Raw genomic sequence first — 21,388 nt, forward strand, 5'->3', positions numbered from 1 at the left:
GTGGCTTGCCTTTCCGCAAAAAAACTTAGTAATCCATGAGAATGCGAGTGCCCCCGAACAGAGGTAGTGCCTGAGAAGCACACAGCGACGACCACTTTAAAAAGATGACCTAAACACTTGCAGCCTAACCCAAGCTGTAAGCGGTACTATTGCTACAAAAAGCAAGTACTGGTAATTGCACAGAAACATGAGAATTAGCATACTATCACTAGTATTCTTGCTGTTGATTAGTACCCTTAGCTATACACAGCAGGCAACGCCTTTAAAACTTCAGTCCGTATCGCTTACCGCAGATGCGGTTACTTCCCTTAGCAATCGGGCCCGGGCAGCTCAATCATGGCAGGAATACACTTTTCAGGGCGAGACGTTTTTGATCGTTCAATTTGCAGAGCTTCCTTCTATAGAGGAGCGTAAGCATTGGGAAGGGCAGGGCTTGCGCTTTATCCAATATCTGCCTGACCGGTCCTATCTGGTGGGTTTGTCCGGTCCGTTATCCCCATCTGACTTACCTTTTCCCATTTTGCTGCCTATGCTGGGCACTTTCAAAATAGCCGGGAGTTGTGCTACTGCCATTAACCGGAGCAGTGGGACTGTAAACATCTCAGTACATCCTATGCCCGGCCTTGATGCCAGGGCGCTGCTGTCAGGGCTCCCTGCAGCTTTCAAACCTGAAAAGCACCAAAAGGGCTTTCTGGAAGGCATCGTGGAAGTGGAGGCCATTCCTGCCATAGCTGCCCATCCTGGCGTTTGGTTGATAGAGGAGGCTGAGCAGTCTCCTGTTCCGGAGGGGCTTCAAAACGGAGCTGTAGTTGGGGCGCCAATTGTGCACAATATTACGGAAGGCGCATTCACTGGTGAAAACGTAGTTATTGGTATTGCTGACGATGGAAATGTATTTCATAAAGACCTCAAAAACCGGCTGATTGTAGACCTGAGTGATGACTTTGGGACCAGCCACGGGGAAATGACCACAAGTATTGCTGCCGGAGCCGGCAATCTGCTGCCCGAAGCGCAGGGCCTGGCTCCTGCCGCCAAGATCCACCTGAGCTTTATACTGGATTACCTGCACCACGAAGCGGCAGTAGAAAACTACAATCAGCACCGGGTGACCATCACTTCTACCTCCTACGGTGACGGGTGTGGGGGCTTTTACAGTTCCAAAGCAGCTGCACTTGACGATCAGATGCATTTCTTTCCAGTGCTCATGCACTGTTTTTCAGCAGGCAACGCAGGGGGGAGCACTTGCAGCGAGGTCTACGGGCTTGTTGAATTCGATCACACTGCGCCTTTTGCTAACCTGACCGGGGGGCGGAAGGCCGGGAAAAATGGCATCACAGTTGGGAATGTGGATACAGATGGAATCCTGGCCCAGAGCAGCAGCGTTGGCCCGGCAGAAGATGGCCGCCTCAAGCCAGACATCGTTGCTGTAGGTCAAAATGCTATCGCCAACGGCCCTGCCAACGGCTACATTACAGCCAGCGGTACCTCCGCCTCCGCTCCGGTGATTGCAGGCATCCTTGCCCGGCTGACACAGGCCTATCGTATGCTTTTTGGCGGGCAGGATCCACCTTCGGCCCTTCTGAAGGCGGCTCTTTTGAATGGAGCGAGAGATATCGGCCGGCCAGGGCCCGATTTTCAGCATGGCTGGGGGCTGGCTGATGCAGGGGTTGCTTTGGAAATGGTTCAGAACCAGCAGTTTTATTCCACTAAGCTGAGCCATGGAGGAGAACGTACCTTTTCTCTGGTCGTTCCGGAGGGTGCATCAGCGGTAAAGGTGATGGCAGTTTGGCACGATGTAGCCGGTGCTCCGATCGCAGAAAAGGCTCTGGTTAATGACCTTGACCTCCGGGTTCTGGGACCGGAAGGGCAACTGTACCATCCTCTGGTCTTATCGAGCTACCCTCATCCTGACAGCCTGACGGCTAATGCAAAACCAGGGGTTGACCGCTTAAATAATGTGGAGCAAGTGGTGATTAAGGACCCGGCTCCCGGCAACTACACGATTAAACTTAAAGGGCACCTCGTTCCGGAGGGGCCACAATCTGCATTCATCGTCTACCGGTTTGAATCCGCAGGCCTGGATATCCGCCACCCTGTTTCGCAAACAACGGTAGCACCCGGCGATCAGCTCAAAGTAGTTTGGGACAGAACTGATGTTACAGGTCCGCTTGCACTGGCTTACCGAAAAGCAGGATCGGGTGGCTGGACCACGATTGCGGCCAATCTTTCGGGGCACAGCTGGCTTTACAATTGGACAGTACCGGCAGGCTTGTCTGGTGCATATCAGGTCCGGTTAAGTAACGCTCAGTCCAGCAGCGTATCAGCGCCATTTACCATTTTGGGCAAACCGGGGTTCTTTATTGAACAAACGGGTATTCACAAAGCTACTATGCACTGGGCACCAGTGGAAGGCGCTACGGCTTATGAGGTGTTTGCGCTTGGAGAACAATACATGGAGCCTATAGGCGAAACGAGCCAGACGGCTTTTGAGTTTTCAATTCCGCAGGGTAGCGGGAACTGGTTTAGCGTACGTGCTAAGACCACTGAAGGTAGCGCAGGGCCAAGGGCTAAAGCTCATTTTTACCGCCAATCGGTTTGCAATAACCAAGCAGTGCTCAAACTTTTCCTGGATGATAAGCCTGGAGAAACCACCTGGGCTTTGGTAGATGAAGCTGGACAAGATTTGATGATAGCCGGGCCCTATCCGGACTACCTGGCGGGAGAACTTATAGAAGTCCCAATTTGTCTGCCGGATGGCTGCTTTACGCTTTCTGTGCGAGATAGCGGCAACGATGGGCTTTGTTGTGAAGACGGTGAGGGAAAATACGAACTCTTTAATGAGCAGGGGCACATGCTGGCTGAAGGCAGCCACTTTGGTGGCAATGGCACGGCTTATTTTTGCATGGAGTCCAATTACCCTGCCTTACAGGCCTTTACTACAGCAGTAGAATCGGTCAGTTGTAATGGCGCAACGGATGGCTGGGCAGTTGCTTATCCTCATGGAGGCTCTGGTAATTATACCTTCCATTGGAGCACTGGTGCCACTTCCCAGCAAATAACAGGTTTACCGGCAGGCACCTACACCGTTACCATTTCTGACCAGATCACCAGCGTAACATCCGGTTTAGTCATATCAGAACCAGGCCCTTTAAGTGCTGTGATTGCTACTGAGGATTCCGGTTGTGGCACGGTAAGCACCGGCATGGCCAGCGCCATGGTTTCAGGAGGCACAGCACCTTATTATTATTATTGGAGTACCGGTGATACGGGCAAGGAATTGCAACAAATTCCAGCAGGGAGCTATTCTGTCACAGTGCAGGATAGCAAAGGGTGCTCCGTAGCAGCAACTGCACAGGTTTTGGATGCCAGTCCTTTGGCGTTGTATCTGGCTGGAGATGCGCCAGCTTGTGCAGATGAAGAAAATGGGGCTGCTTTCGCTTCTGTGGTTGGAGGATACCCTCCCTACCAGTATGAGTGGAGCAATGGCAGCAACTTATCCACAGCAACCAGCCTTGCCCCGGGGAATTACCAGCTAACAGTCACAGATGTGCTGGGCTGTACGGCAACCGGGCAAATCGAACTGGACAGCCCGCCGCAGATTGGGGCCAATATTACCTATACGGACACCCTGAATCACCTGCAGGTATCGGTTTTCGGGGGTGTCCCTCCGTATAGTTTCCAATGGTCAGATGGTTCTACCGCTTCTACGATGACCATTAGTGAAAGCGAAGTGTACCAATTGACGATTACCGATGCCAATGGTTGCCAGCGTATCTTCAGTGAAGAGGTTTCTTCTGAAGCACCGGAGCATTGTCAACCGTCTGTAAGCAATAATGCTTACAACTGGATAGAGGCGGTTCAGGTAGATACGATGGTCAGGCAGACTGGTCAGAATGCAACAACGTATGAATCTTTTGTGGATGCAGCCGGCATGATGATGTCAGTACGGGTTGGTCAGCTATGCAACGTATCACTTTCGGCTGGCTTTCAGGGCGGTACCTTGCCCGTTTTCTGGCGTGTATGGATAGACCTGAATGAAGATGGGGACTTTGAAGATCAGGGAGAGCGGGTTTTTCACTCCGGTCAGCAAAACACAGCAGAGCTTTCCTTTCTGCTTCAATTGCCTGCGGCGCTGTCGCCCGGTCTGAAGACTATGCGTGTTAGTCAGAGCTTTCTCGCACCACCGGAGCCCTGTGGGGTGACCCTCTATGGAGAAACCGAAGACTATTTACTCCGGGTCGTTAGTCCGTTTGAATATTGTATGTCGACCGGGCAGAGCACTTCTCAGGAATGGATTGAGGGGGTACAAATAGGAGGATTAGGCCATATTTCCGGCAATGATGGAGGGTATGGGAATCACACCCATCTGTCACATACGGTAAGCCCCGGTATGTCATTACCAATGACCCTTACGCCCGGGTATAGTGCTGCTCCAATGGTAGAGTTTTGGAGTGTGTGGGCAGACTTCAACCGTGATGGGATTTTTAATCATGACAACGAATTGGTCTATCAATCCGGCCCGGCAGTAGGCCCGGTCAGTGGCATGCTGGAAATACCAGAATCTACTATGCCCGGCCCGCTTTTGGTAAGGGTGCAGATGCGCTGGAATGCTTTGTTGAATCCCTGTGGCACTTTTACCTGGGGAGAAGTGGAGGACTATCAGTTGATGCTGGAGCCGGGTACCGGTTTGAGAAGTACCGGTAATGGGCCTTCCTTCCTGCAGAACAAGGCCGGGGAGGTTACGCATCAGTCAGGAGCCTTGAAAGTATGGCCGGTACCTGCGGCCGGTACGCTGCATTACGCTTTTGTACAGGAAGAAGAGGGGGCTGTCGAAGCCTTGCTTTTCGACGGATTAGGGCGGACCGTGCTTCGGGACTTACCGGAAGATGGCCGCGGTATTCAGCAGTTCCAGATGTCTCTTCATCAGGTGCCCCCGGGTTTATATCAACTGCAAGTGAGAGCAGGAGGAAAAGTAATGACGCAAAATATCATCAAACAGTGATGGGAAGGAATTGTCAGTTGTACGGCAAAATATTTGAATTAGATAAATATATCGGCTATGTCACAATTTAAACATGTTCAGGATTTGACTTATAAGTTATATTCACATAACTTTGTAAGGCATAATATGATCTGACCAAAGGTCCGGTCCCATTACTTGTCACACAATGCCGAGCTGAAATTACTCCCCTTTTTAGGTTACAGGAAACTGTCAGCAAACACGGAACTTCACACAATTTTTGCAAACACAAAACTACCCTGAGGTTATCCCCCGGGGCTGGAGCAGGTATTAAGCTTAATTGCTTAGCGCCCTATCCATTTTATGCAATGAAATTAATTTGAGGCAGCTCATTGCTGATCATTCAGATATGAGCTGCAGCACCCAGACAAAATGCAGACAGGATATGAGATGTACTTTACTGTTCATCATTCTTCTTATTCTAATTGGAGTTTCGCCACTGGCATCACAGGACTATGGAGTTAGTTTCCATTCGGGGGCTGTACCATCTGGTGCTTTTGCATTGCCGAGCTCAGAGAGCGACTCCTTATTCACTGACTTCTTGTACGAAGGGAATTACTACATCATCGTTCAGTTTGACGAGATACCGGACGATAATGTACTTCAGGTTTTGGAACAGGATGGTGTAGAGCTTTTTGCCTATATCCCCAATTACGCCTACCTGTCTAAGGTGCCGGAATCCATGAATTTTAGTGAGCTTCAGGCCCGTGCCCTTGCTCCCTACGACGGCAGCTTTAAGTTGTCTACTCCGCTGGCCACTAACAATTTTCCGGCCTATGCTTACAACAATGGATTGTTGGATATTGTGGTAAGCCCCTGGCCAAGTGTTACTCAGTCTTCACTGAAAGCAGCGCTTGAGGGGCTTGGCTATACACCCGTTGACACCCTGCCTGCGGAGTTGTCACTTACTATACCGGAAGACAGCCTTTTGAGCATTGCGCGGCACCCTGCTGTGCAGTATATCAATCTCCCTGAAGCGCCACCTGTGCATGAAGGGTTTGTTGGCCGGACGTCAAACCGGTTAAACCTGCTCAGTCCAGGGCCCGGGCTGCAATACGATGGCGAAGGGGTTTACATTCTTATTGGAGACGACGGTAGCGTTAGCCATGAGGACTTCCGTGGCCGTTTGCAGGATTTAACCAGTACCAATTTTGGCACCCATGGGGATATGACCCTGGGGCTGGCTGGCGGGGCGGGCAATATTGACCCCCTTGGTATTGGTGCTGCTCCCGGAGCTTCTCTGAAGCTTTACGATATCTCCGGCTACCCTCATATTAGTGCAGCATCGAGCCTGCAGGCAAGTGAGGGCTTCGTCCTTACCTCTTCTTCTTTTGGCGAGGGCTGTGGTGGCGTTTACACTTCCACTTCCCGCGATATTGATAAGCAGGTTTATGATAATGGCTATCTGCTGCATTTTTTCTCTGCTGGCAACAGCGCCTCCTCTGCCTGCAGCCCTGTCTATGGGGCACTGGTCAAAAATAACTTTAGATATGGCAATATTACCGGAGGGCGCAAGTCCGGGAAGAATGTATTTGCCGTGGCCAATCTGTTTTACGATGACAACCGGGTCGCTTCAAGCAGCCGTGGCCCTGCGGTAGATGGCCGTATCAAGCCTGACATCAGCGTACACGGGCAGGGGAATTATTCCACTCGCCCGAATAATAGCTATGGGCCTGGAGGAGGCACTTCCGCTGCTTCTCCCTTTCTGGCAGGTACGGCAGCCTCTCTGGTGCACGCTTATCGCAGTTTGAATAACAATCAGGACCCCACTGCGGCTTTGATCAAAGGGGTGCTGCTGAACACAGCCGATGACCTTGGCAACCCTGGCCCTGACTACGACTTTGGCTGGGGGCGGGTGCATGCCGGCCGGGCGTTCGAGGTCATTGATAATGAGCAGTATATCGAGGCATCTGTTAGCAATGGTTCCTCCAATCTGCATAGTGTTTTTGTTCCGGTAAATGTCAAGGAGGTCCGGATCATGATTTACTGGACCGACGCGGAGGGCTCTACTGTTGCTGCAAAGGCCCTGGTGAATGACCTTGATCTTTCGGTAGCGACTCCGGGCGGGCAGGTACGACATCCCTGGAAACTGAGTACGGTGCCCCACATTGATAGTATCACCAAGCCAGCTTACAATGGCATCGACCGCATCAATAATGTGGAGCAAGTCAGCATCAAGGATCCGGCATCCGGCACTTATACCGTTAAAGTAGATGGCTTCCTGGTGCCAAGCCTCACTCAGGACTACGTGGTTGTATACACCTTCCTCTACGACGAAGTGAAGTTGGTCTACCCACAGGCAGGGGACGGGCTCGTACCTGGTGAGTCCACCACCATCCGCTGGGACGCTTATGGCTCCAACGGCTCCTTTACATTGGAATACTCTGCTAACGGAGGTAACTCCTGGAACACCATCGCCACCAGCATCGTGGGTAGCCGCCGGCATTTCAACTGGAACGTGCCTAATATCACCAGCGGCACTATTCGGGTCCGTGTCCGGCGTGGCAGCCAGATGAGCAGTACCAATGGAAACCTGGCGATCGTTGGACAACCCAACTTCCAGGTCAGTACCATCCCTGGCAATCAGGTTCGTTTGACCTGGAGCCCCGTCAACGGAGCCAACATTTACAGAATATACCGCCTGGGCGCTAAGTTTATGGAGCTGCAGGGGACTACAAGTGGCACCAGTTTTGATATGACGGCACCTTCTGGTGAAGAAGGCTGGTATGCTATTGAAGCGGGGATCGCAGGCAGTGGTTTTGGTCGGCGCACGGAAGCCAGGCCTCATACCTTCTTCGCTTGCCAGACCGAAATTGATATTACCCTCAACTTCGATTTCAGGCCTCAGGAGACGAGCTGGGAAATCCGGGATGATTCCGGCAATGTGGTGGCTGCCGGAGGGCCTTATCCTGAACAAGGGCCTATGTCTTCCCTGACGGTAACAGAATGCCTGCCCTATGGCTGTTTCGAATTTATTATCAAGGATTCCTATAATGATGGTATGTGCTGTGGCTCAAATGGCAATGGCTCCTATGAGGTACGGGATGAAAATGGCGTACTGCTGGCCAGTGGCGGCCAGTTTGGAAGCCAGGAGGCCACACCTTTCTGCCTGAATAACTCAGGCGGGAGCGAGTTTACCGTGCAAGTCACCAATGTCAATCCGGTAACCTGCAACGGTGGCAATAACGGAAGTGCAACCGTAGTAGCTACAGGCGGCAGTGGCAGTTATACCTATACCTGGAGCAATGGCGCGACAGGGTCAAGTGTGAACAATCTTCCTGCCGGCACCTATCTCGTTACGGTTTCGGATGGGAACCAAAGCATAACCGAAATGCTATCTGTCGCTCAGCCTAACCCATTGCAGGTCAGTTTTAATAAAGTGGAGCCCAGTTGCAGTGGGGTAGCAGATGGCATCATTAGTGTAACGGTAAGCGAAGGCCTGGAGGTCGATTATGCCTACCAATGGAGCAACGGCAGTACGGGGTCTTATGTTACCGGGCTTACTGCCGGGGCCTATAGCGTTACGGTGGCCAATGGAGACGGGTGCACGACTCAGGCTCAGACCACCCTCGGAGAGCCGGCCCCCGTGGCCGTACAAGTGACAGCCACACCGGTTTCCTGTTTCGGCAATAACGACGGCAGCGCCTCCATTCAATCCATTGGAGGAGGTTCTGGCAATTATACTGTGCAGTGGAGCAATGGCTCCGGTAACCTGTCGATAAATAACTTAAGCCCCGGTGCCTACACCGTCACCGTCGCGGATATCAACGGTTGTTCAGTTCAGCGCAGCGCAATCGTTGGTGCTGCAACGCCGATTGACATAACATTGAGCGCAACCAATGTCGCTTGCAATAATGGCGGCACAGGCAGCATTACCGCTACGGTCACCGGTGGAGCCTCCCCCTACAGCTACAATTGGAGCAACGGGGCACAGGGCAGCGTCGCTACGGGCCTTCAACCGGGTGTTTACACGCTTACGGTAACGGATGCCAACGGCTGCAGCGCTGTCGAACAGGCCATCGTGCAGACCGCTTCTTCTATGTCGTTGTCCGTCTCAGCCGCTGCAGCAAGTTGCTCCGGCGGCAGTGCTTCCGCTACGGTGAGTGTTACCGGAGGAGCACCGCCTTACAGCTATTTGTGGAGCAATGGAGCGACGACCTCCACCGTGACCGGACTGATGCCTGGTGGATTAACCGTTTCTGTAACGGATGCCAACAGTTGTGTCGAAATTGCTTCCGTCAATGTACCCCAAACACCGTCCATTACGTTAAGCTTCATCCGGAATAATCCGGATTGTGCAGGTGCCAGCGATGGCGCTCTGACACTGATCGTCGGTGGTGGGCAGGCTCCCTACAGTTACGAATGGAGTAATGGCAGCACAGCTCAGAACCTGAGCGGGCTCAGCGCTGGTGCCTATTCGGTTACCGTAACCGACCAAAACGGCTGCCAAACTTCCAGCACGATCAACCTGACCGCCCCCACAGCTATTACTTTGCAAGCAGCATCAACCGATGCTACCTGTTCTGGTGCAGCCAACGGTGTCGCTTCTGTAACTGCATCAGGGGGTACCGGAAATTATACCTACCTGTGGAGCAATGGTGGGACTATGAGCACGATCTCCGGGCTCAATCCTAATGTCTATCAAGTAACGGTGACGGACCAGAATGGCTGCACCGCAGTCGCTTCTACAGAAGTGATGAAAATTAATGAGCTTGAAGTTGCGCTTATCGCTGAAAATGTTTCCTGTAACGGTGGAAGCGATGGCCAGGTCACCGCGGTCGTCTCCGGTGGTTCTGGCAACTACGGCCAGTATATTTGGAATACCGGTGCCAACACAGCGGCACTTGAAAATATTTCCGCTGGCGGTTACAGCCTTACGGTTGTTGATGTGCTGGGGTGCCAGGCTTCCGCCAATATTGTTGTGCAGCAACCATCGGCACTCAGTGCGAGCGTCACCACTACACCAGCGAGTGTAAGCATCAACGGCAGCGCAACGATCAACGCTAATGGCGGCACATCGCCCTACACCTACAGCTGGAGCAATGGGCTTTCTTCGGCTTCTTCCAGCAACCTGGGGGCAGGCAGCTATCAGGTCACCATTACGGATACGAACGGGTGTGCCACAACCTTGTCCTTTATCATTGAAGATACGGCTCCGTCAAACTGCGACTCCCGGGGCAATTCCACGCAGTACGAATGGATTGAGAAACTTGCATTCGGGGCATTCGAACACCAAAGTGGCAATAACGGAGGGCTGGGCAACTTTAAAGACGATCCCACGCTGCTCATTACACTGGAGTCCGGCACGACCAATCCTTTTGTCCTGACACCCGGCTACGCTGCCTTTGCCTTTAATGAATTCTGGCGTATCTGGATTGACTTTGACCAGGATGGGGACTATTCTGACCCCAATGAACTACTTTACACTTCCGGGCCATCGAATACGGAGGTGACAGGCCTGATGGCTCTGCCTGCAACGGTGGCGGAAGGCACTTACACCATGCGGGTTTCCATGAAGTACGGCAGTCCGCCACTGCCCTGTGCAAATGTGGCTTACGGAGAAGTGGAAGAGTACACCGTAGAAGTAGTGGAGCCGCTAATCTATTGCAGTTCAGAAGCAACGAGCTCCGTTATGGAATGGCTGGCCAGTGTGCAGATCGGCGATATTACCAACAACTCCGGCAACAACGGCGGCTATGGCAACTTCCTGGCCATGCAGCATGCTGCGATCGTTGGTGACGAAATTGATTTTACGCTCACACCCGGTTTCAATGGTTCTCCGATTCCGGAAAACTGGGGCGTCTATGTGGACTTCAATATCGATGGTGACTTTGACGACCCGGGGGAAGAAGTGTACACACGCAATAATTACCCCTTCCAAAATACCGGATCGTTCACGGTTCCGGCTTCAGCTACGCCGGGGCAAACCCGTATGAGGGTCATTATGAGCTACGCTCCGAATATCGACCCCTGTGAAGACTACATCTGGGGCGAAACGGAGGATTATACCCTGATCGTTTCCACGCAGGATCCACCTCCGGGCGTTGACCCGCTGCAAACGTCGAACGATAATCCTGAGCCGAAGCAACAACGATACCATACTGAAAGCCAGGATATTCCAGCGACAGCCGCACCCAAGGTCTTCCCGAACCCCGCCAGCTATCAGGCGACACTGGAATGGACGCAGCCAGATGAGGGCCGTGTACAATTTAGCCTGTTCAAAGCAGATGGCGCCCGGGTTTGGTCCCACGAAGCGGTCCTGTCTGCGGGCTTCCAGCAAATGAATGTGCCTACCTCCGATTTACCACACGGTATGTATTGGGTGGTGGTGGTCAGTAAAGATAAAATGTGGCGTTTACCCCTTCAGGTCGCACACTGAAGGTAAACCGCTACCCTAAGAATTAAGGTATCAGGTTTCTGAAGCTGCCGGTGCTGCATTTATGCAGTAACCGGTGGCTTTTTTTATGCGGCCAACTGAAGGAGCGATTGGATGATTTGCCCGGGCGCATACCCCAAAACCTCAGGCACCCCACTCTTCCGGTTGAGCCATGCGGTAGGCAAGCCGGCAGAGGCGGCACCGGCGATGTCCCAGGTATTGGCAGAGATAAAACCGGTTTGTGCAGGTTCCAGCTCCAGCCCCTCAGCTGCCATATGGTAAACGGCAGGAGTGGGTTTGTATACCTGCAGTGCATCGGCGCTGAGTAGTTGCTCGAAGTAGTTATCTATGCCACTAAAAGCACAGGCCCGCTCCAGAAGGGAAGGGTTGGCATTGGAAAGGACGGCCAGGCGGTAGCGCTCTGCGAGCAGGGGGAGGGCTTCGAGGGCATCCGGGAAAACTTTTAGTTCGTAATAGGCGCTCATAATGGTCCGGATTTGGTCAAGTTTGGCGTGGGTGCCGGTGGATTGCAGGGCATAGACCAGGGCATCTTCTGTGAGGGCATAGAAGTCTTTGTACCGGTCCATGAGCGAGCGAAGCCAAGTGTACTCCAGTTGCTTTTACCGCCATACCGGAGCAATTTGAGAAGCCTGTGGGCCAAATTCAGCCTGCAGCGCCTGATCGATACTGCTGACATCGAAGAGGGTGCCGTAGGCATCAAAGACCAGGGCATGAGCTTCGGCAAAGGCAGGGGAGCGCATAGGGGCATTATTTTTGAAGATGATGAAAATACAAGAGCAGGGCATTGACAGTGTGCGGGTGCTCAAACTGCCCGCTGAAGAGCCGCCTTCGGACTTCCGCTTCCGGGATCCAGTGCAGGTATACATCTTCGCCCTCATCAAGCGTCGGGGGCTGTACGACCGTTACATCGTCGGCCAGCCAGTGAAAAATGTAGCTGTCCTGAAAGACCGGATTAGAGGGGATCTTACCCAGGAAGTGCCAGGATGCGGCCTCTGCGCCGGCTTCCTCCAAAAGCTCTCTGCGGGCAGCCACCTCCTGTGCTTCCCCTGCATCAACCATGCCTCCTGGGAGTTCCAGGGTGTACCGGCCAATGCCAAACCGGTACTGTTCCACAAACAGCAGGGCACCGTCGGAGGCCCGGCGGGCTACGACATTCGCCGCATCCGGAGATTCCAGCACCACCATGCGCTCTACCTTTTGGTTGCGCGGGTTGCGCATATGATCAAACCGGACATTGAAAATCTTCAACGCAGGGCCGGGCTCAGAGCGCAGCCGTTCCCAGTCGGGGCGGACTGTTGCCTTCATGTAAGGGTAGCTTATTTATCGTCGTCATCCAGGATGGCATCGTCAATAATTTCGTCCCCATCTCCGTCGAGATCGTCGAAGCCTTTCACCTTGCCTGTGTTTGGTTTAGGCTTATAGTCCGGGTCTTTGCGGATGGTAACGTCTTTGCCGGCCGGGGTACCTTCATCGGCATAGTCGCCTGAGGCATAGCGCTCGGCCTTATCGAAGAAGCTGTCCATGCCACCGAGCGGGTCTTTTTTACGGTCCCGCTCCAGATTTTCAGCATTGGAGCGTTGGCCGCGTTCTTTCACCCGGCGTTCCAGTTCTTCATCCATGGCTTTGGCTTTTTCCGTCAGGTCATCCATGGATTCTTTTTCGGCTTCTTCGTTGGCTTTGTCCACGAGGTCCTCGAAGCGGTCCATGAAGCTGCTGCCTTTCTCTTTGGCCTTGTCCCAAAGTTTTTCGCCTTCCTCAAAGAGGCGCTCATTGATTTTATCGCTGGCATCAATGACCCGCTTGCCTACCCGCTCTGAGACATCCGCTGCTTTACGCCCGGCCTCGCCTGCAGCTTTGGAAAACTCCTCACTGAATTCATCGAATTTAGTCCGCTGATCAGGGCCTTTTGCCGTGGATCGGGGTTCTTCTTTCGGGGGCGTGGTTTTACCGGTGAAGATATCTTCGAAGGATGGTTCTTCTTCAGCCGGGTTTTCCTCTTTTTTCTTGTCGTTCATATCGTCGTTTTTAAGGTCTTCGGGCTCTTTAGAGCTATTGAAGGCTTCGTTGACCAGCTCTTCAGCAAAGCCACGGGCTTCTGCTGCTTTCTTTTTCACCTTAGGGCGGTATTCATCATCCAGTTCTTCCATGCGTTGTTTGGCTTTTTGGTAGTATTCTTTCGATTGTTCGCTGAGCTCCTCGCCCAGTTTTTTGCCTTGTTCTTCTGCCTTGCGGCCAGCAGAGCGGGCAACGGACTTTGCGCCGAACAGCAATTTCTTTAAATCATCTTTCAGGCTCATAGCATCATGCGTTTTGCAATTGGAATCAGAAAATAAGGAAATTCCGGCAGCTTGTAAAGCGGTAATAGACAAGTCGTTAAATTTCTTTGGCCTCTGCCTGGTTTTCGATATCCAGAAATTGCTCAATTTGCTGTTCAACGTACAAGCCTTCCTCGGGGTTTTTAAAGCCTTTCATGAGTTCGAGCCGTTTCCCGGAATGCAGCCGGGCGTGCAGGGCGTACCGCATGTTGGGGGCGCCGTTGGTGGTACTGGCCACGTATTCTTCCACATGAAGCTGTCGGATATCCTGAGCGTCGATCTCTTGGTTGCCCCGAAAGGGGACGGGCAGAGGTGTATGTTCAATGAATAATTTCCGGCGGGTGACTTGTATCAGCGTCTTGTTGATCAGGTTGGAAATCAGCACATATAGAAAGCCAGCCCCGACCAAAAGGTGCAGGCTTAAAAATAAAAGTACCTGAAGCTCCCCGCTCATGACGGCAAAAACAGCAAATGGGATGACAAAAATATTCCAGACTACAGTAAACAGGGTGAGAAATCCATCTACCCGGTTGCGCCAGCTGATCTGAATATTCAACTCGCTCAGCAGGGCTTGTGCCTGAATACCGGGCGGCATTGGAATATCACCGCGGTCCTTCGCCTGCGGAGGAGCCGGGGCCGTATCCGGTTTTGGAGCAGGGGCAGGCGCGCGGTCTTCAAAACTAAACACCAAACCACAGTGGCTGCACTTAGCCAGCAGCATGTTAATATTGATCTGGTCGGGAGTGATGGCAGACCGGCATTCGGGGCAGGACAGCTTTTCTTGCATAGGATTTTGCGAATGTATCACCGAAAGTAAAAAAAATTTAAACCTCAGGCAACGGATGGGCAACTTGCCGGGTCTAGAGGGTGTACATACAATCCAATTGCCGGAAAATACCGGAGGTTTAGACAAATCTCTATACTGAATGAGAAGGCTTTTTACATACTTTGGAATTGCGATGCTACTGACGGGGTGCGTGGAAGAGGTTGACCAATTCCAGCCCCTTGAGCTTACTTCCGGCAATATCAACCGCTTCTTTGAGGCGGTACAATCCAATCCTATACCGATTAGTTGGGACGCATCGCAAGAAAAACTTATAACATTGCCCGGCTACGGCCGGGTAATTGTTCCTCCCAACGCTTTTCTGTTCCCGGATGGGGCGGAAGTGTCGGGAACGGTTCAGGCAAAAGTGCTTGACCTTTACAGCAAAGAAGATTTACTGCGTAATAGAATTACCACCGCCAGTGCGGAGGGTATTGTTGAGTCTGCAGGAACAGTTTTTATCGAAGTGGAACAGGGCGGGCAGCAGCTTCGCCTGAAATCCGACAAGCTGATCCGGATTCAGATGGCTACGGCCCGGTACAATTCGCAAATGCGCCTGTTCACCGGCAAAGCCGCGGAAGATGGCACGATGGAATGGATGGAATACAGCCTGGGCGAAGCGCCGGTACGCTCTGTCGAACTGGAAGACCCGTTCTCCGGGCAGCCTGTTCCCGGGTTTGAGTTTTCCAGCCCTGAACTGGGCTACCTCAAGTGTGGCACTTACCTGTCAGAAGAACAGGGCACAGCTGAGGTTTGTCTCAATCTGCCTTACAACTTCGATGCTAAGAATACGGTTGCTTTCATCGCTCTGCGCGATTATAATGGCTTAACAACCATCCCTTTTGAAGAGGAGAATGCGTTGCGCCCCGATTGTTGCCGCGACGGCCTGCCTGCGGGCGAGCCTGCCAAAATTATCGTGATCGCAGAAGGAGAGGAAGGCATGTACTTCCTGGAAGAAAAGACCGTCACTATTATGGAGAATCTGACCATTAGTATAACGCCCGAAGCGGCGTCCCTGTCCGATATCATGCTTGCCCTCGAGGGGCTGTAAGCATGATATTCGGATAGTTTTAAATTCGAACACCACGTTTTCCTTCAAATATTGTAATACCGCCGGCATTGATTTTTTGCCGGCGGTTTTTTTATGAAACGACTATTCAACCGATCATTACCTCTTTTACTGGATGGCGCCCTGGCTACGGAGCTGGAGCACCGGGGCGCAGACTTGTCCGGAGGCTTGTGGTCTGCCCGTATTTTGCAGGAGCAGCCTGAGCTTATCCGGTCTGTTCATCTGGATTATTTCCGGGCAGGGGCTGATGTGGCGATCACAGCGAGTTATCAGGCGGCACGGGCGGGCTTTCTAATGGCAGGCTATACCGAAAAACAGGCAAAGGAACTGGTGCAACGCAGTGTCGAACTGGCACAGGAGGCACGGGCGGCTTATCTTGAGGAGAGTGGTTTGCCGGAGGGCACTGCGCCGCTCATCGCGGGTTCCGTTGGCCCCTACGGCGCTTACCTGGCTGATGGATCGGAATACAGAGGGCATTACGGTTTAACCGATGAGGCACTTCGGGATTTCCACCTTCCCCGCATAGAGTGGTTATTGGCAGCTGCTCCCGACCTGCTGGCTTTTGAAACCCTGCCCAGCCTTCAGGAAGCGGAAGTGCTGCTCAGGCTGCTCGAAACCTTTCCGGATGTGCAAGCCTGGTTTAGTTTTACCGCCAAGGATACCGCTCACATTAGCGAAGGGCAGCCCATATCGGCAGTAGGGCAACTTTTGGGCACGCATCCTCAGGTCGTAGCCCTGGGGTTCAATTGTATGCCGCCGCATCTGGGCACGGCGCTGTTATCCAACTTAAAACCGCACGCCTCCAAGCCGCTGATCATTTATCCGAACAGTGGAGAAGGGTGGGATGCTGAACGGCAGTGTTGGCTACCTACCTATCGGGTGCCAAAAGGGTTCGGTGCTTTGCCGCAAGCCTGGCTGGCGGCGGGTGCAGGCCTCCTTGGTGGCTGTTGCCGTACCCGGCCTGAGGATATTCGGGCGTTGCGGGAGAGGCTTCTTTCGATTACTCTTAGGGGAAATTAGTTAATCCAATACCACTTTATAACCCTTTCCCAAACTCCACCAACTGCTCCCGGTAAGTCTGAAAAAACTCCTCCACATAGGGGCGGTCGTGGAAGTAGCCCTGGTCGAACTGTAGCAGGGCGTTCTCCAGAGCTTCCCTGGCCTGGGTCGTATCGCCCAATTCCGCTGCTGCCTGGCTCAGCCAGAACCATAAATCAGCGCTTTTCCCTTCTGCATTGCGCAAGCCGCGTTCAAAAGTCGCTTTGGCCCCTTTCCAGTCCTCCAGTTTAGCCCGGGCAATGCCTTTGAACAGGAAGGTTTCGGTGCCGATGTAGCTCTCTTCCACGGTCTTTAGCTCTTCGGTAATGTGCTGGTCAAAAAACCGGATCGCCTCTTCGTACTGCCCCATTTGCAGGTAGCAGATGCCGCTCATGAATAGCACGGAAGTGGCCTGTGGATAATCGACAAAGTTGGGCGTAAGGGTGTCCAATGCCTGAAAGTCGGCAAGGGCCCGCTCGTAGTCCCGGTAAAAATAGAGATACAGGTAGCCCCGCCAGCCCTGCCATTGCACAGGATCTCTGGATATTGCATTTTGATAATGGCGGTAAAAGTCTTTAGCCATACCGCGCTTTACGGTTGGTGCGCCCAGTTCCCGGTGCGGGATAGGGCTTGAAGGGTCATAGTGCATGGCTTCCTGCATGACCAAAGTATGGCCAACCGCCCCCTGATAATAAAAATGACGCCCACCCATAAGCTGTTCTGACAGGGCAGGGTAGTCTGCTTTAGCGATCTCTTTTTCGTAGAGTGCAGGCTTGGGCTGACAACTGCCCAGCAGAAGCAAAATGAAAAAGCTAAGGAAGTAATTCGACCAGTTCACCATCTTTGAGTTTATAGGTTAAGTAAGCATAAGCATCGGCGGGCTCGCCTTTGAGCTGCCCACGCTGCCAATCGGTGAGACCAGCGGTGATTTCACCCAGATGCACAACCGTTTGTTCCGGGAATTGAGTAGGCTGGAAATCCAAATCAGCCTGCTCAAGGGTGAAGCGCCCAGTCTCCCCTTCGCAGTTGATCACAAAGCGGAACGTCAGATAACCGGAAGCATTTTCCAGCTTGCCAGGCTCGAGCTGTGGGCGTATCGCTTTCCAAAGTGCGTACTTTCCGCCCCGATAGTGAATATCCGGATCGGCGTTGTAGTAATCAATGATGGCTTCGGTAGTTGTGCAAAGCTTGAAATCAGGCCGGTAGCCGAGGGTGTGTTCAGGATCAATATAAGCTACCCGCTCAAGCCCATGTTGTTGCTGCTTCCGGAATTCAGGCATGGGCATTTGCGCGATCAGCTCAAGCGTGCCCTGAAAACGATCGGACTGGAAATGCTGATGGTAAAGGCCCAGTCCTTCCAGGTAGGTTTCAGTAAAGGTGTTGGAGAAGGAGGTCGTGTCTCCCGCAGCGTAGCGGATTGCCTCGTATTGACCGTAGAAGATCACCCCCGGCCGGTTCTCTATCAGCGTATCTTTGCGTTGGATTTGCTGTTCGGTCGATTGAATGATCAGTTCGCCGGCTTTTTTCTCTTTTATCAGCGTAGCCGTATCGGCGAGCCAGTTGCGCATTGTGGGGTGTAGCATAGCAGACCGCGTTGTGTCCGCCCCATCGTACTGTACATCTTCCAAAACCTCCATCGCGCCATGATCAAAGACCACCCTTCGCAGCCGGTTCGGCGTAAAGTCCGCATCGTAATTGGTGATGATCAACTCCTGCTGATCGTTGATTTGGTAAGTGAGGTAGTTAATATTGGTCCATATTTCGGATTGGTCCGGGCGCTGATAGTGGAAGTAGTACTTTTGGGCGATCCCTTCCTGCAAAAAAGCCGGGTGTGGGAAGTAACCGGCTACCGTTTCCGGCAGTGGATGGTGGCGTTGGCATTGGCTCAGCAGAAAGCAAAGGGCTAAGATTGCCGGGAGCCGGAAGAAAAGGGGTTTACGCATGGGCTTGGTGCAATGGTTAGCAAAAGATACACCAATTTCCCGAATCCGTTCAATACCGGTTTTGGTTTTGTGTGTATACCAAATTGCACAAAACAGAAAGTGACCACCGGATATCAATACTAGGGGCAACCCTCTGCATTTAAGCGCGATAGCTGCTGGGGTAGAGCTTCCCGCTCTGCTCCAGCTTATTCACGAATGCTGCCAGACTATTCATTGGTGCAATTTGTTTTGCACACGTTTCGGTTATATCGGCTTAGTCCAGAATTGCAGCGTCTTCGCAGACTCCTCCGCTTCCCCTACTTCCTGCCAACTGATGAGGCAGTGCAGGTCTTCCGGCTGAAAACCCTGCGCCCGCCAAAGTGGGTCGAGCGGCTGATAGCCTTCGGGCCGCATCGGATGGTCATCGGGGCGGACCACCGCGCAGAAGGTCAGCATGGAAAAACCCTGCAAACGGGCGAAGGCTTCCCGCAGTTCAAGGAATTGTTTGCCATAGCCTTTGCCCCGGTATTCCGGTAGCAGCACCGACTCTCCGAAATAAAAGATTTTGGTGATATCCCATCCGGCTTCCAGAAAAGGGGCTTTGATGTTGTCGGTCTCTTCCACGAGGGGCAGCCCGGTACTCGCGCCGACCACGGTATCACCGTCCTTCACGACCACCATAAAGTTCTGCTGGGCCTGCAGGAAAGTGTCCACATAAGCCACTTCATAGGCCATATCGCCATCGTATAGATAGGGGTATTCGCGGAAGACCTGAATACGCAGGCGTGCCAGGTCTTCCACATAGCCCGATGCTTCTCCACCACTAAGCTGCAGGATGTCAGGCATCGTTTACCGGCGGTTATTCAGTTCCACTTTGAAAATATGCCCGGGCAGCTGATCTGGGTTGAGCTCCACATAATTCCAGTCATTGAACCAATGGTAAATCTGGCCCGTCAGCAAGTCTGTTACCCTCAGGTTGACAGTACCGGTAAGGCCGAGCAGTTGCTTGGGGACTTCCACAAAACCAGATTGGCGGTAGTCGGTATCGAAGTTTACTACGCACCAGATGATGTTACTTTTGTCCTCGGTGAGCTTTACATAGCTCATCAGCGACTCGTTGTCGGTGCGGGTGAAGTGAATATTCCAGGTATCCTGCAGGGCCGGCTGTTCCTTGCGTATATGGTTGACCTTAGTGATCAGCTCCGTAAGGCGGTTGCGGTGGTTCCAGTCGTAGTGGCGGGTTTCGTACTTTTCGGAATTCAGGTATTCTTCCTTGCCATTGGTATTGGGGCTGTGCTCCATGAATTCGTAGGAAGGCCCGTACATACCATAGTTGGAAGACAGGGTGGCGGCCAGCATAAAGCGTTTCGCGAAGGTGGAAGGCCCGGCGTTCATCAACTCATAAGCCAGGATATCCGGCGTATTGGGCCAGAAGTTGGGGCGGAAGTACTCCCGGGACTCGGTGCGGGTCAGTTCGGTCATGTACTCTTCCAGTTCACGGCGGGTATTGCGCCAGGTGAAATAGGTGTACGAATGGTTAAAGCCTACTTTTGCCAACTCCGCCATGACCTTAGGCCGGGTAAAGGCCTCAGCCAGGAAGATGGTGTCGGGGTATTGTTTTTGTACCTCCGCTATGCACCATTCCCAAAAGCGGAACGGCTTGGTATGTGGATTGTCCACCCGGAAAATGCGGATGCCGGCTTCGCACCAGTGGAGGACCACGCTCTTGAGCTCTTCCCAGAGGTTTTTCCAGTCTTCGGTCTCAAAGTTAATCGGGACAATGTCCTGGTATTTTTTTGGCGGGTTTTCCGCGTAAGCGATCGTCCCGTCCGGGCGCCAGACGAACCACTCCGGGTGTTCCTTGATATAGGGATGGTCGGGGGCGCACTGAAATGCAAGATCAAGCGCTACTTCGATGCCCATACCCCGGGCTTTCTCAATCAGCGCTTCGTAGTCCTCCTGCGTGCCCAGTTCGGGATGAATGGCCTTATGGCCGCCCTCGTCGCTACCGATGGCCCAGGGAGAGCCCGGCTCGCCGGGTTTGGCATTCGTACTGTTATTTTTGCCTTTGCGGTTAAGCTTTCCAATAGGGTGTACCGGAGGCATATAGAGCACATCGAAGCCCATTTCCTGAACACGGGGCAGCAGGCGTTCCACATCCTTAAAGGTACCGTGCCGGCCAGGCTCCTGTGCAGTTGAGCGCGGAAACAGCTCGTACCAGGTGCTAAACATTTCCTTTTCCCAGCCCACCCGTACCCGGAGATTGTGGTCGTAGATGGTTTCGAACTGCTTAAAGGGTGTAGACTCAACGATCTGCTTGAAGCCCGGGCTAAGTACGAGCTGTACTGCCTCATCGTACTTTCCTTCCTCCTCCAGCTGATCCGCCACCTCCTTCAGGTCTTTGGCTTTAGGCTTCGGGTATTGAGCTGCAGCACGGCGGAGGAAGCCCGCCCCGATTTTGAGCTCTACCTTCATATCCTGGCCTGCTTCCTTTTTTTTAAGGAAGCCATCATACCAGTGCAGGAGGTGGTCGATCCATCCGGAAACTTTGTAGTGGTAGAGGCCTTTCTGCTCCACTTTGAAACTGGCGGTCCACACATCATTTATGCCTTCCTCCATAAAGACCTCGGTCCAGCGTTTCTGGCTCTCGTGGCGGTAGAGGAGCGAAGCGCGGATGTGGTCATGCCCGTCACCAAAAATATCGGCGGTGACATCCACCCGTTCACCCGGTACCCGTTTGATAAAATAATTGCCGTGGTCTATTTCCGGCTGTACATTTTCGATAACAACTCGGTTTCTCATGT

General features: G+C 52.8%; 13 protein-coding genes. 4 read left to right on the forward strand and 9 right to left on the reverse strand.

The genetic code is table 11. The annotated features are described in order from the left end of the window. Positions 1-187: 187 nt before the first annotated feature. Together ACO08I_RS19290 and ACO08I_RS19295 are read left to right on the forward strand one after the other, a co-directional pair. Positions 188-5,002, forward strand: a complete 4,815-nt coding sequence (locus ACO08I_RS19290; protein ID WP_421946805.1) for a GEVED domain-containing protein — start codon at positions 188-190, stop codon at positions 5,000-5,002. A 403-nt stretch (positions 5,003-5,405) separates the two neighbouring features. Further along, positions 5,406-11,399: a GEVED domain-containing protein gene (locus tag ACO08I_RS19295; RefSeq protein WP_421946806.1), complete on the forward strand. Its 5,994-nt coding sequence runs from the start codon at positions 5,406-5,408 to the stop codon at positions 11,397-11,399. Positions 11,400-11,482: 83 nt separating this feature from the next. Here the strand turns inward: ACO08I_RS19295 and ACO08I_RS19300 are convergent, their stop codons facing one another. The 5 genes from ACO08I_RS19300 to ACO08I_RS19320 form a co-directional block, all read right to left on the reverse strand. Continuing rightward, complete coding sequence (locus ACO08I_RS19300; RefSeq protein WP_421949726.1) at positions 11,483-12,010, reverse strand: haloacid dehalogenase type II; 528 nt, start codon at positions 12,008-12,010, stop codon at positions 11,483-11,485. 6 nt (positions 12,011-12,016) lie between these two features. Beyond that, the gene (locus ACO08I_RS19305; protein ID WP_421946807.1) at positions 12,017-12,157 is read right to left on the reverse strand and encodes a hypothetical protein; all 141 of its coding nucleotides are present in this window, start codon (positions 12,155-12,157) and stop codon (positions 12,017-12,019) included. 7 nt (positions 12,158-12,164) lie between these two features. Next, a complete protein-coding gene (locus tag ACO08I_RS19310) occupies positions 12,165-12,722 on the reverse strand; it encodes an NUDIX hydrolase (protein WP_421946808.1) in 558 nt (185 codons plus the stop codon). Between the two features lie 11 nt (positions 12,723-12,733). After that, positions 12,734-13,714 (reverse strand): hypothetical protein, encoded by a 981-nt coding sequence (locus ACO08I_RS19315; protein ID WP_044219917.1) that lies wholly within the window; start codon positions 13,712-13,714, stop codon positions 12,734-12,736. Between the two features lie 76 nt (positions 13,715-13,790). Further along, positions 13,791-14,519: a hypothetical protein gene (locus tag ACO08I_RS19320; RefSeq protein ID WP_044219920.1), complete on the reverse strand. Its 729-nt coding sequence runs from the start codon at positions 14,517-14,519 to the stop codon at positions 13,791-13,793. A 139-nt stretch (positions 14,520-14,658) separates the two neighbouring features. Between ACO08I_RS19320 and ACO08I_RS19325 the strand changes: the two genes are divergently transcribed. Both ACO08I_RS19325 and mmuM read left to right on the forward strand, forming a co-directional pair. After that, on the forward strand, positions 14,659-15,606 hold the full coding sequence (locus tag ACO08I_RS19325) for a hypothetical protein (protein ID WP_044219922.1): 948 nt from the start codon (positions 14,659-14,661) through the stop codon (positions 15,604-15,606). A 93-nt stretch (positions 15,607-15,699) separates the two neighbouring features. Then, positions 15,700-16,644, forward strand: coding sequence for a homocysteine S-methyltransferase (gene mmuM, locus ACO08I_RS19330; RefSeq protein ID WP_282781342.1), 945 nt, complete (start codon positions 15,700-15,702; stop codon positions 16,642-16,644). A gap of 16 nt (positions 16,645-16,660) precedes the next feature. On the opposite strand, the gene ACO08I_RS19335 is transcribed toward mmuM, so the two are convergent. The 4 genes from ACO08I_RS19335 to ACO08I_RS19350 form a co-directional block, all read right to left on the reverse strand. Continuing rightward, on the reverse strand, positions 16,661-17,503 hold the full coding sequence (locus ACO08I_RS19335; protein WP_282781344.1) for a tetratricopeptide repeat protein: 843 nt from the start codon (positions 17,501-17,503) through the stop codon (positions 16,661-16,663). Further along, the gene (locus ACO08I_RS19340; RefSeq protein ID WP_421946809.1) at positions 17,475-18,605 is read right to left on the reverse strand and encodes a hypothetical protein; all 1,131 of its coding nucleotides are present in this window, start codon (positions 18,603-18,605) and stop codon (positions 17,475-17,477) included. The genes ACO08I_RS19335 and ACO08I_RS19340 overlap by 29 nt, the downstream gene beginning before the upstream one ends. Positions 18,606-18,848: 243 nt before the next feature. Then, the gene (locus ACO08I_RS19345) at positions 18,849-19,430 is read right to left on the reverse strand and encodes a GNAT family N-acetyltransferase (RefSeq protein WP_282781348.1); all 582 of its coding nucleotides are present in this window, start codon (positions 19,428-19,430) and stop codon (positions 18,849-18,851) included. Between the two features lie 3 nt (positions 19,431-19,433). Beyond that, complete coding sequence (locus ACO08I_RS19350) at positions 19,434-21,386, reverse strand: alpha-1,4-glucan--maltose-1-phosphate maltosyltransferase (RefSeq protein WP_421946810.1); 1,953 nt, start codon at positions 21,384-21,386, stop codon at positions 19,434-19,436. Between the last annotated feature and the right edge of the window lie 2 nt (positions 21,387-21,388).

This window comes from Phaeodactylibacter xiamenensis (assembly GCF_965229835.1).
Classification (GTDB): Bacteria; Bacteroidota; Bacteroidia; order Chitinophagales; family Saprospiraceae; genus Phaeodactylibacter; species Phaeodactylibacter xiamenensis.

What these genes read in the sequence shown, in the direction of transcription:
- ACO08I_RS19290 (WP_421946805.1), top strand. Translation starts at nt 188, where the DNA reads ATGAGAATTAGCATACTATCACTAGTATTCTTGCTGTTGATTAGTACC.
- ACO08I_RS19295 (WP_421946806.1), top strand. Translation starts at nt 5,406, where the DNA reads ATGAGATGTACTTTACTGTTCATCATTCTTCTTATTCTAATTGGAGTT.
- ACO08I_RS19305 (WP_421946807.1), bottom strand. Translation starts at nt 12,157, where the DNA reads ATGCGCTCCCCTGCCTTTGCCGAAGCTCATGCCCTGGTCTTTGATGCC.
- ACO08I_RS19310 (WP_421946808.1), bottom strand. Translation starts at nt 12,722, where the DNA reads ATGAAGGCAACAGTCCGCCCCGACTGGGAACGGCTGCGCTCTGAGCCC.
- ACO08I_RS19315 (WP_044219917.1), bottom strand. Translation starts at nt 13,714, where the DNA reads ATGAGCCTGAAAGATGATTTAAAGAAATTGCTGTTCGGCGCAAAGTCC.
- ACO08I_RS19320 (WP_044219920.1), bottom strand. Translation starts at nt 14,519, where the DNA reads ATGCAAGAAAAGCTGTCCTGCCCCGAATGCCGGTCTGCCATCACTCCC.
- ACO08I_RS19325 (WP_044219922.1), top strand. Translation starts at nt 14,659, where the DNA reads ATGAGAAGGCTTTTTACATACTTTGGAATTGCGATGCTACTGACGGGG.
- mmuM (WP_282781342.1), top strand. Translation starts at nt 15,700, where the DNA reads ATGAAACGACTATTCAACCGATCATTACCTCTTTTACTGGATGGCGCC.
- ACO08I_RS19335 (WP_282781344.1), bottom strand. Translation starts at nt 17,503, where the DNA reads ATGGTGAACTGGTCGAATTACTTCCTTAGCTTTTTCATTTTGCTTCTG.
- ACO08I_RS19340 (WP_421946809.1), bottom strand. Translation starts at nt 18,605, where the DNA reads ATGCGTAAACCCCTTTTCTTCCGGCTCCCGGCAATCTTAGCCCTTTGC.
- ACO08I_RS19345 (WP_282781348.1), bottom strand. Translation starts at nt 19,430, where the DNA reads ATGCCTGACATCCTGCAGCTTAGTGGTGGAGAAGCATCGGGCTATGTG.
- ACO08I_RS19350 (WP_421946810.1), bottom strand. Translation starts at nt 21,386, where the DNA reads ATGAGAAACCGAGTTGTTATCGAAAATGTACAGCCGGAAATAGACCAC.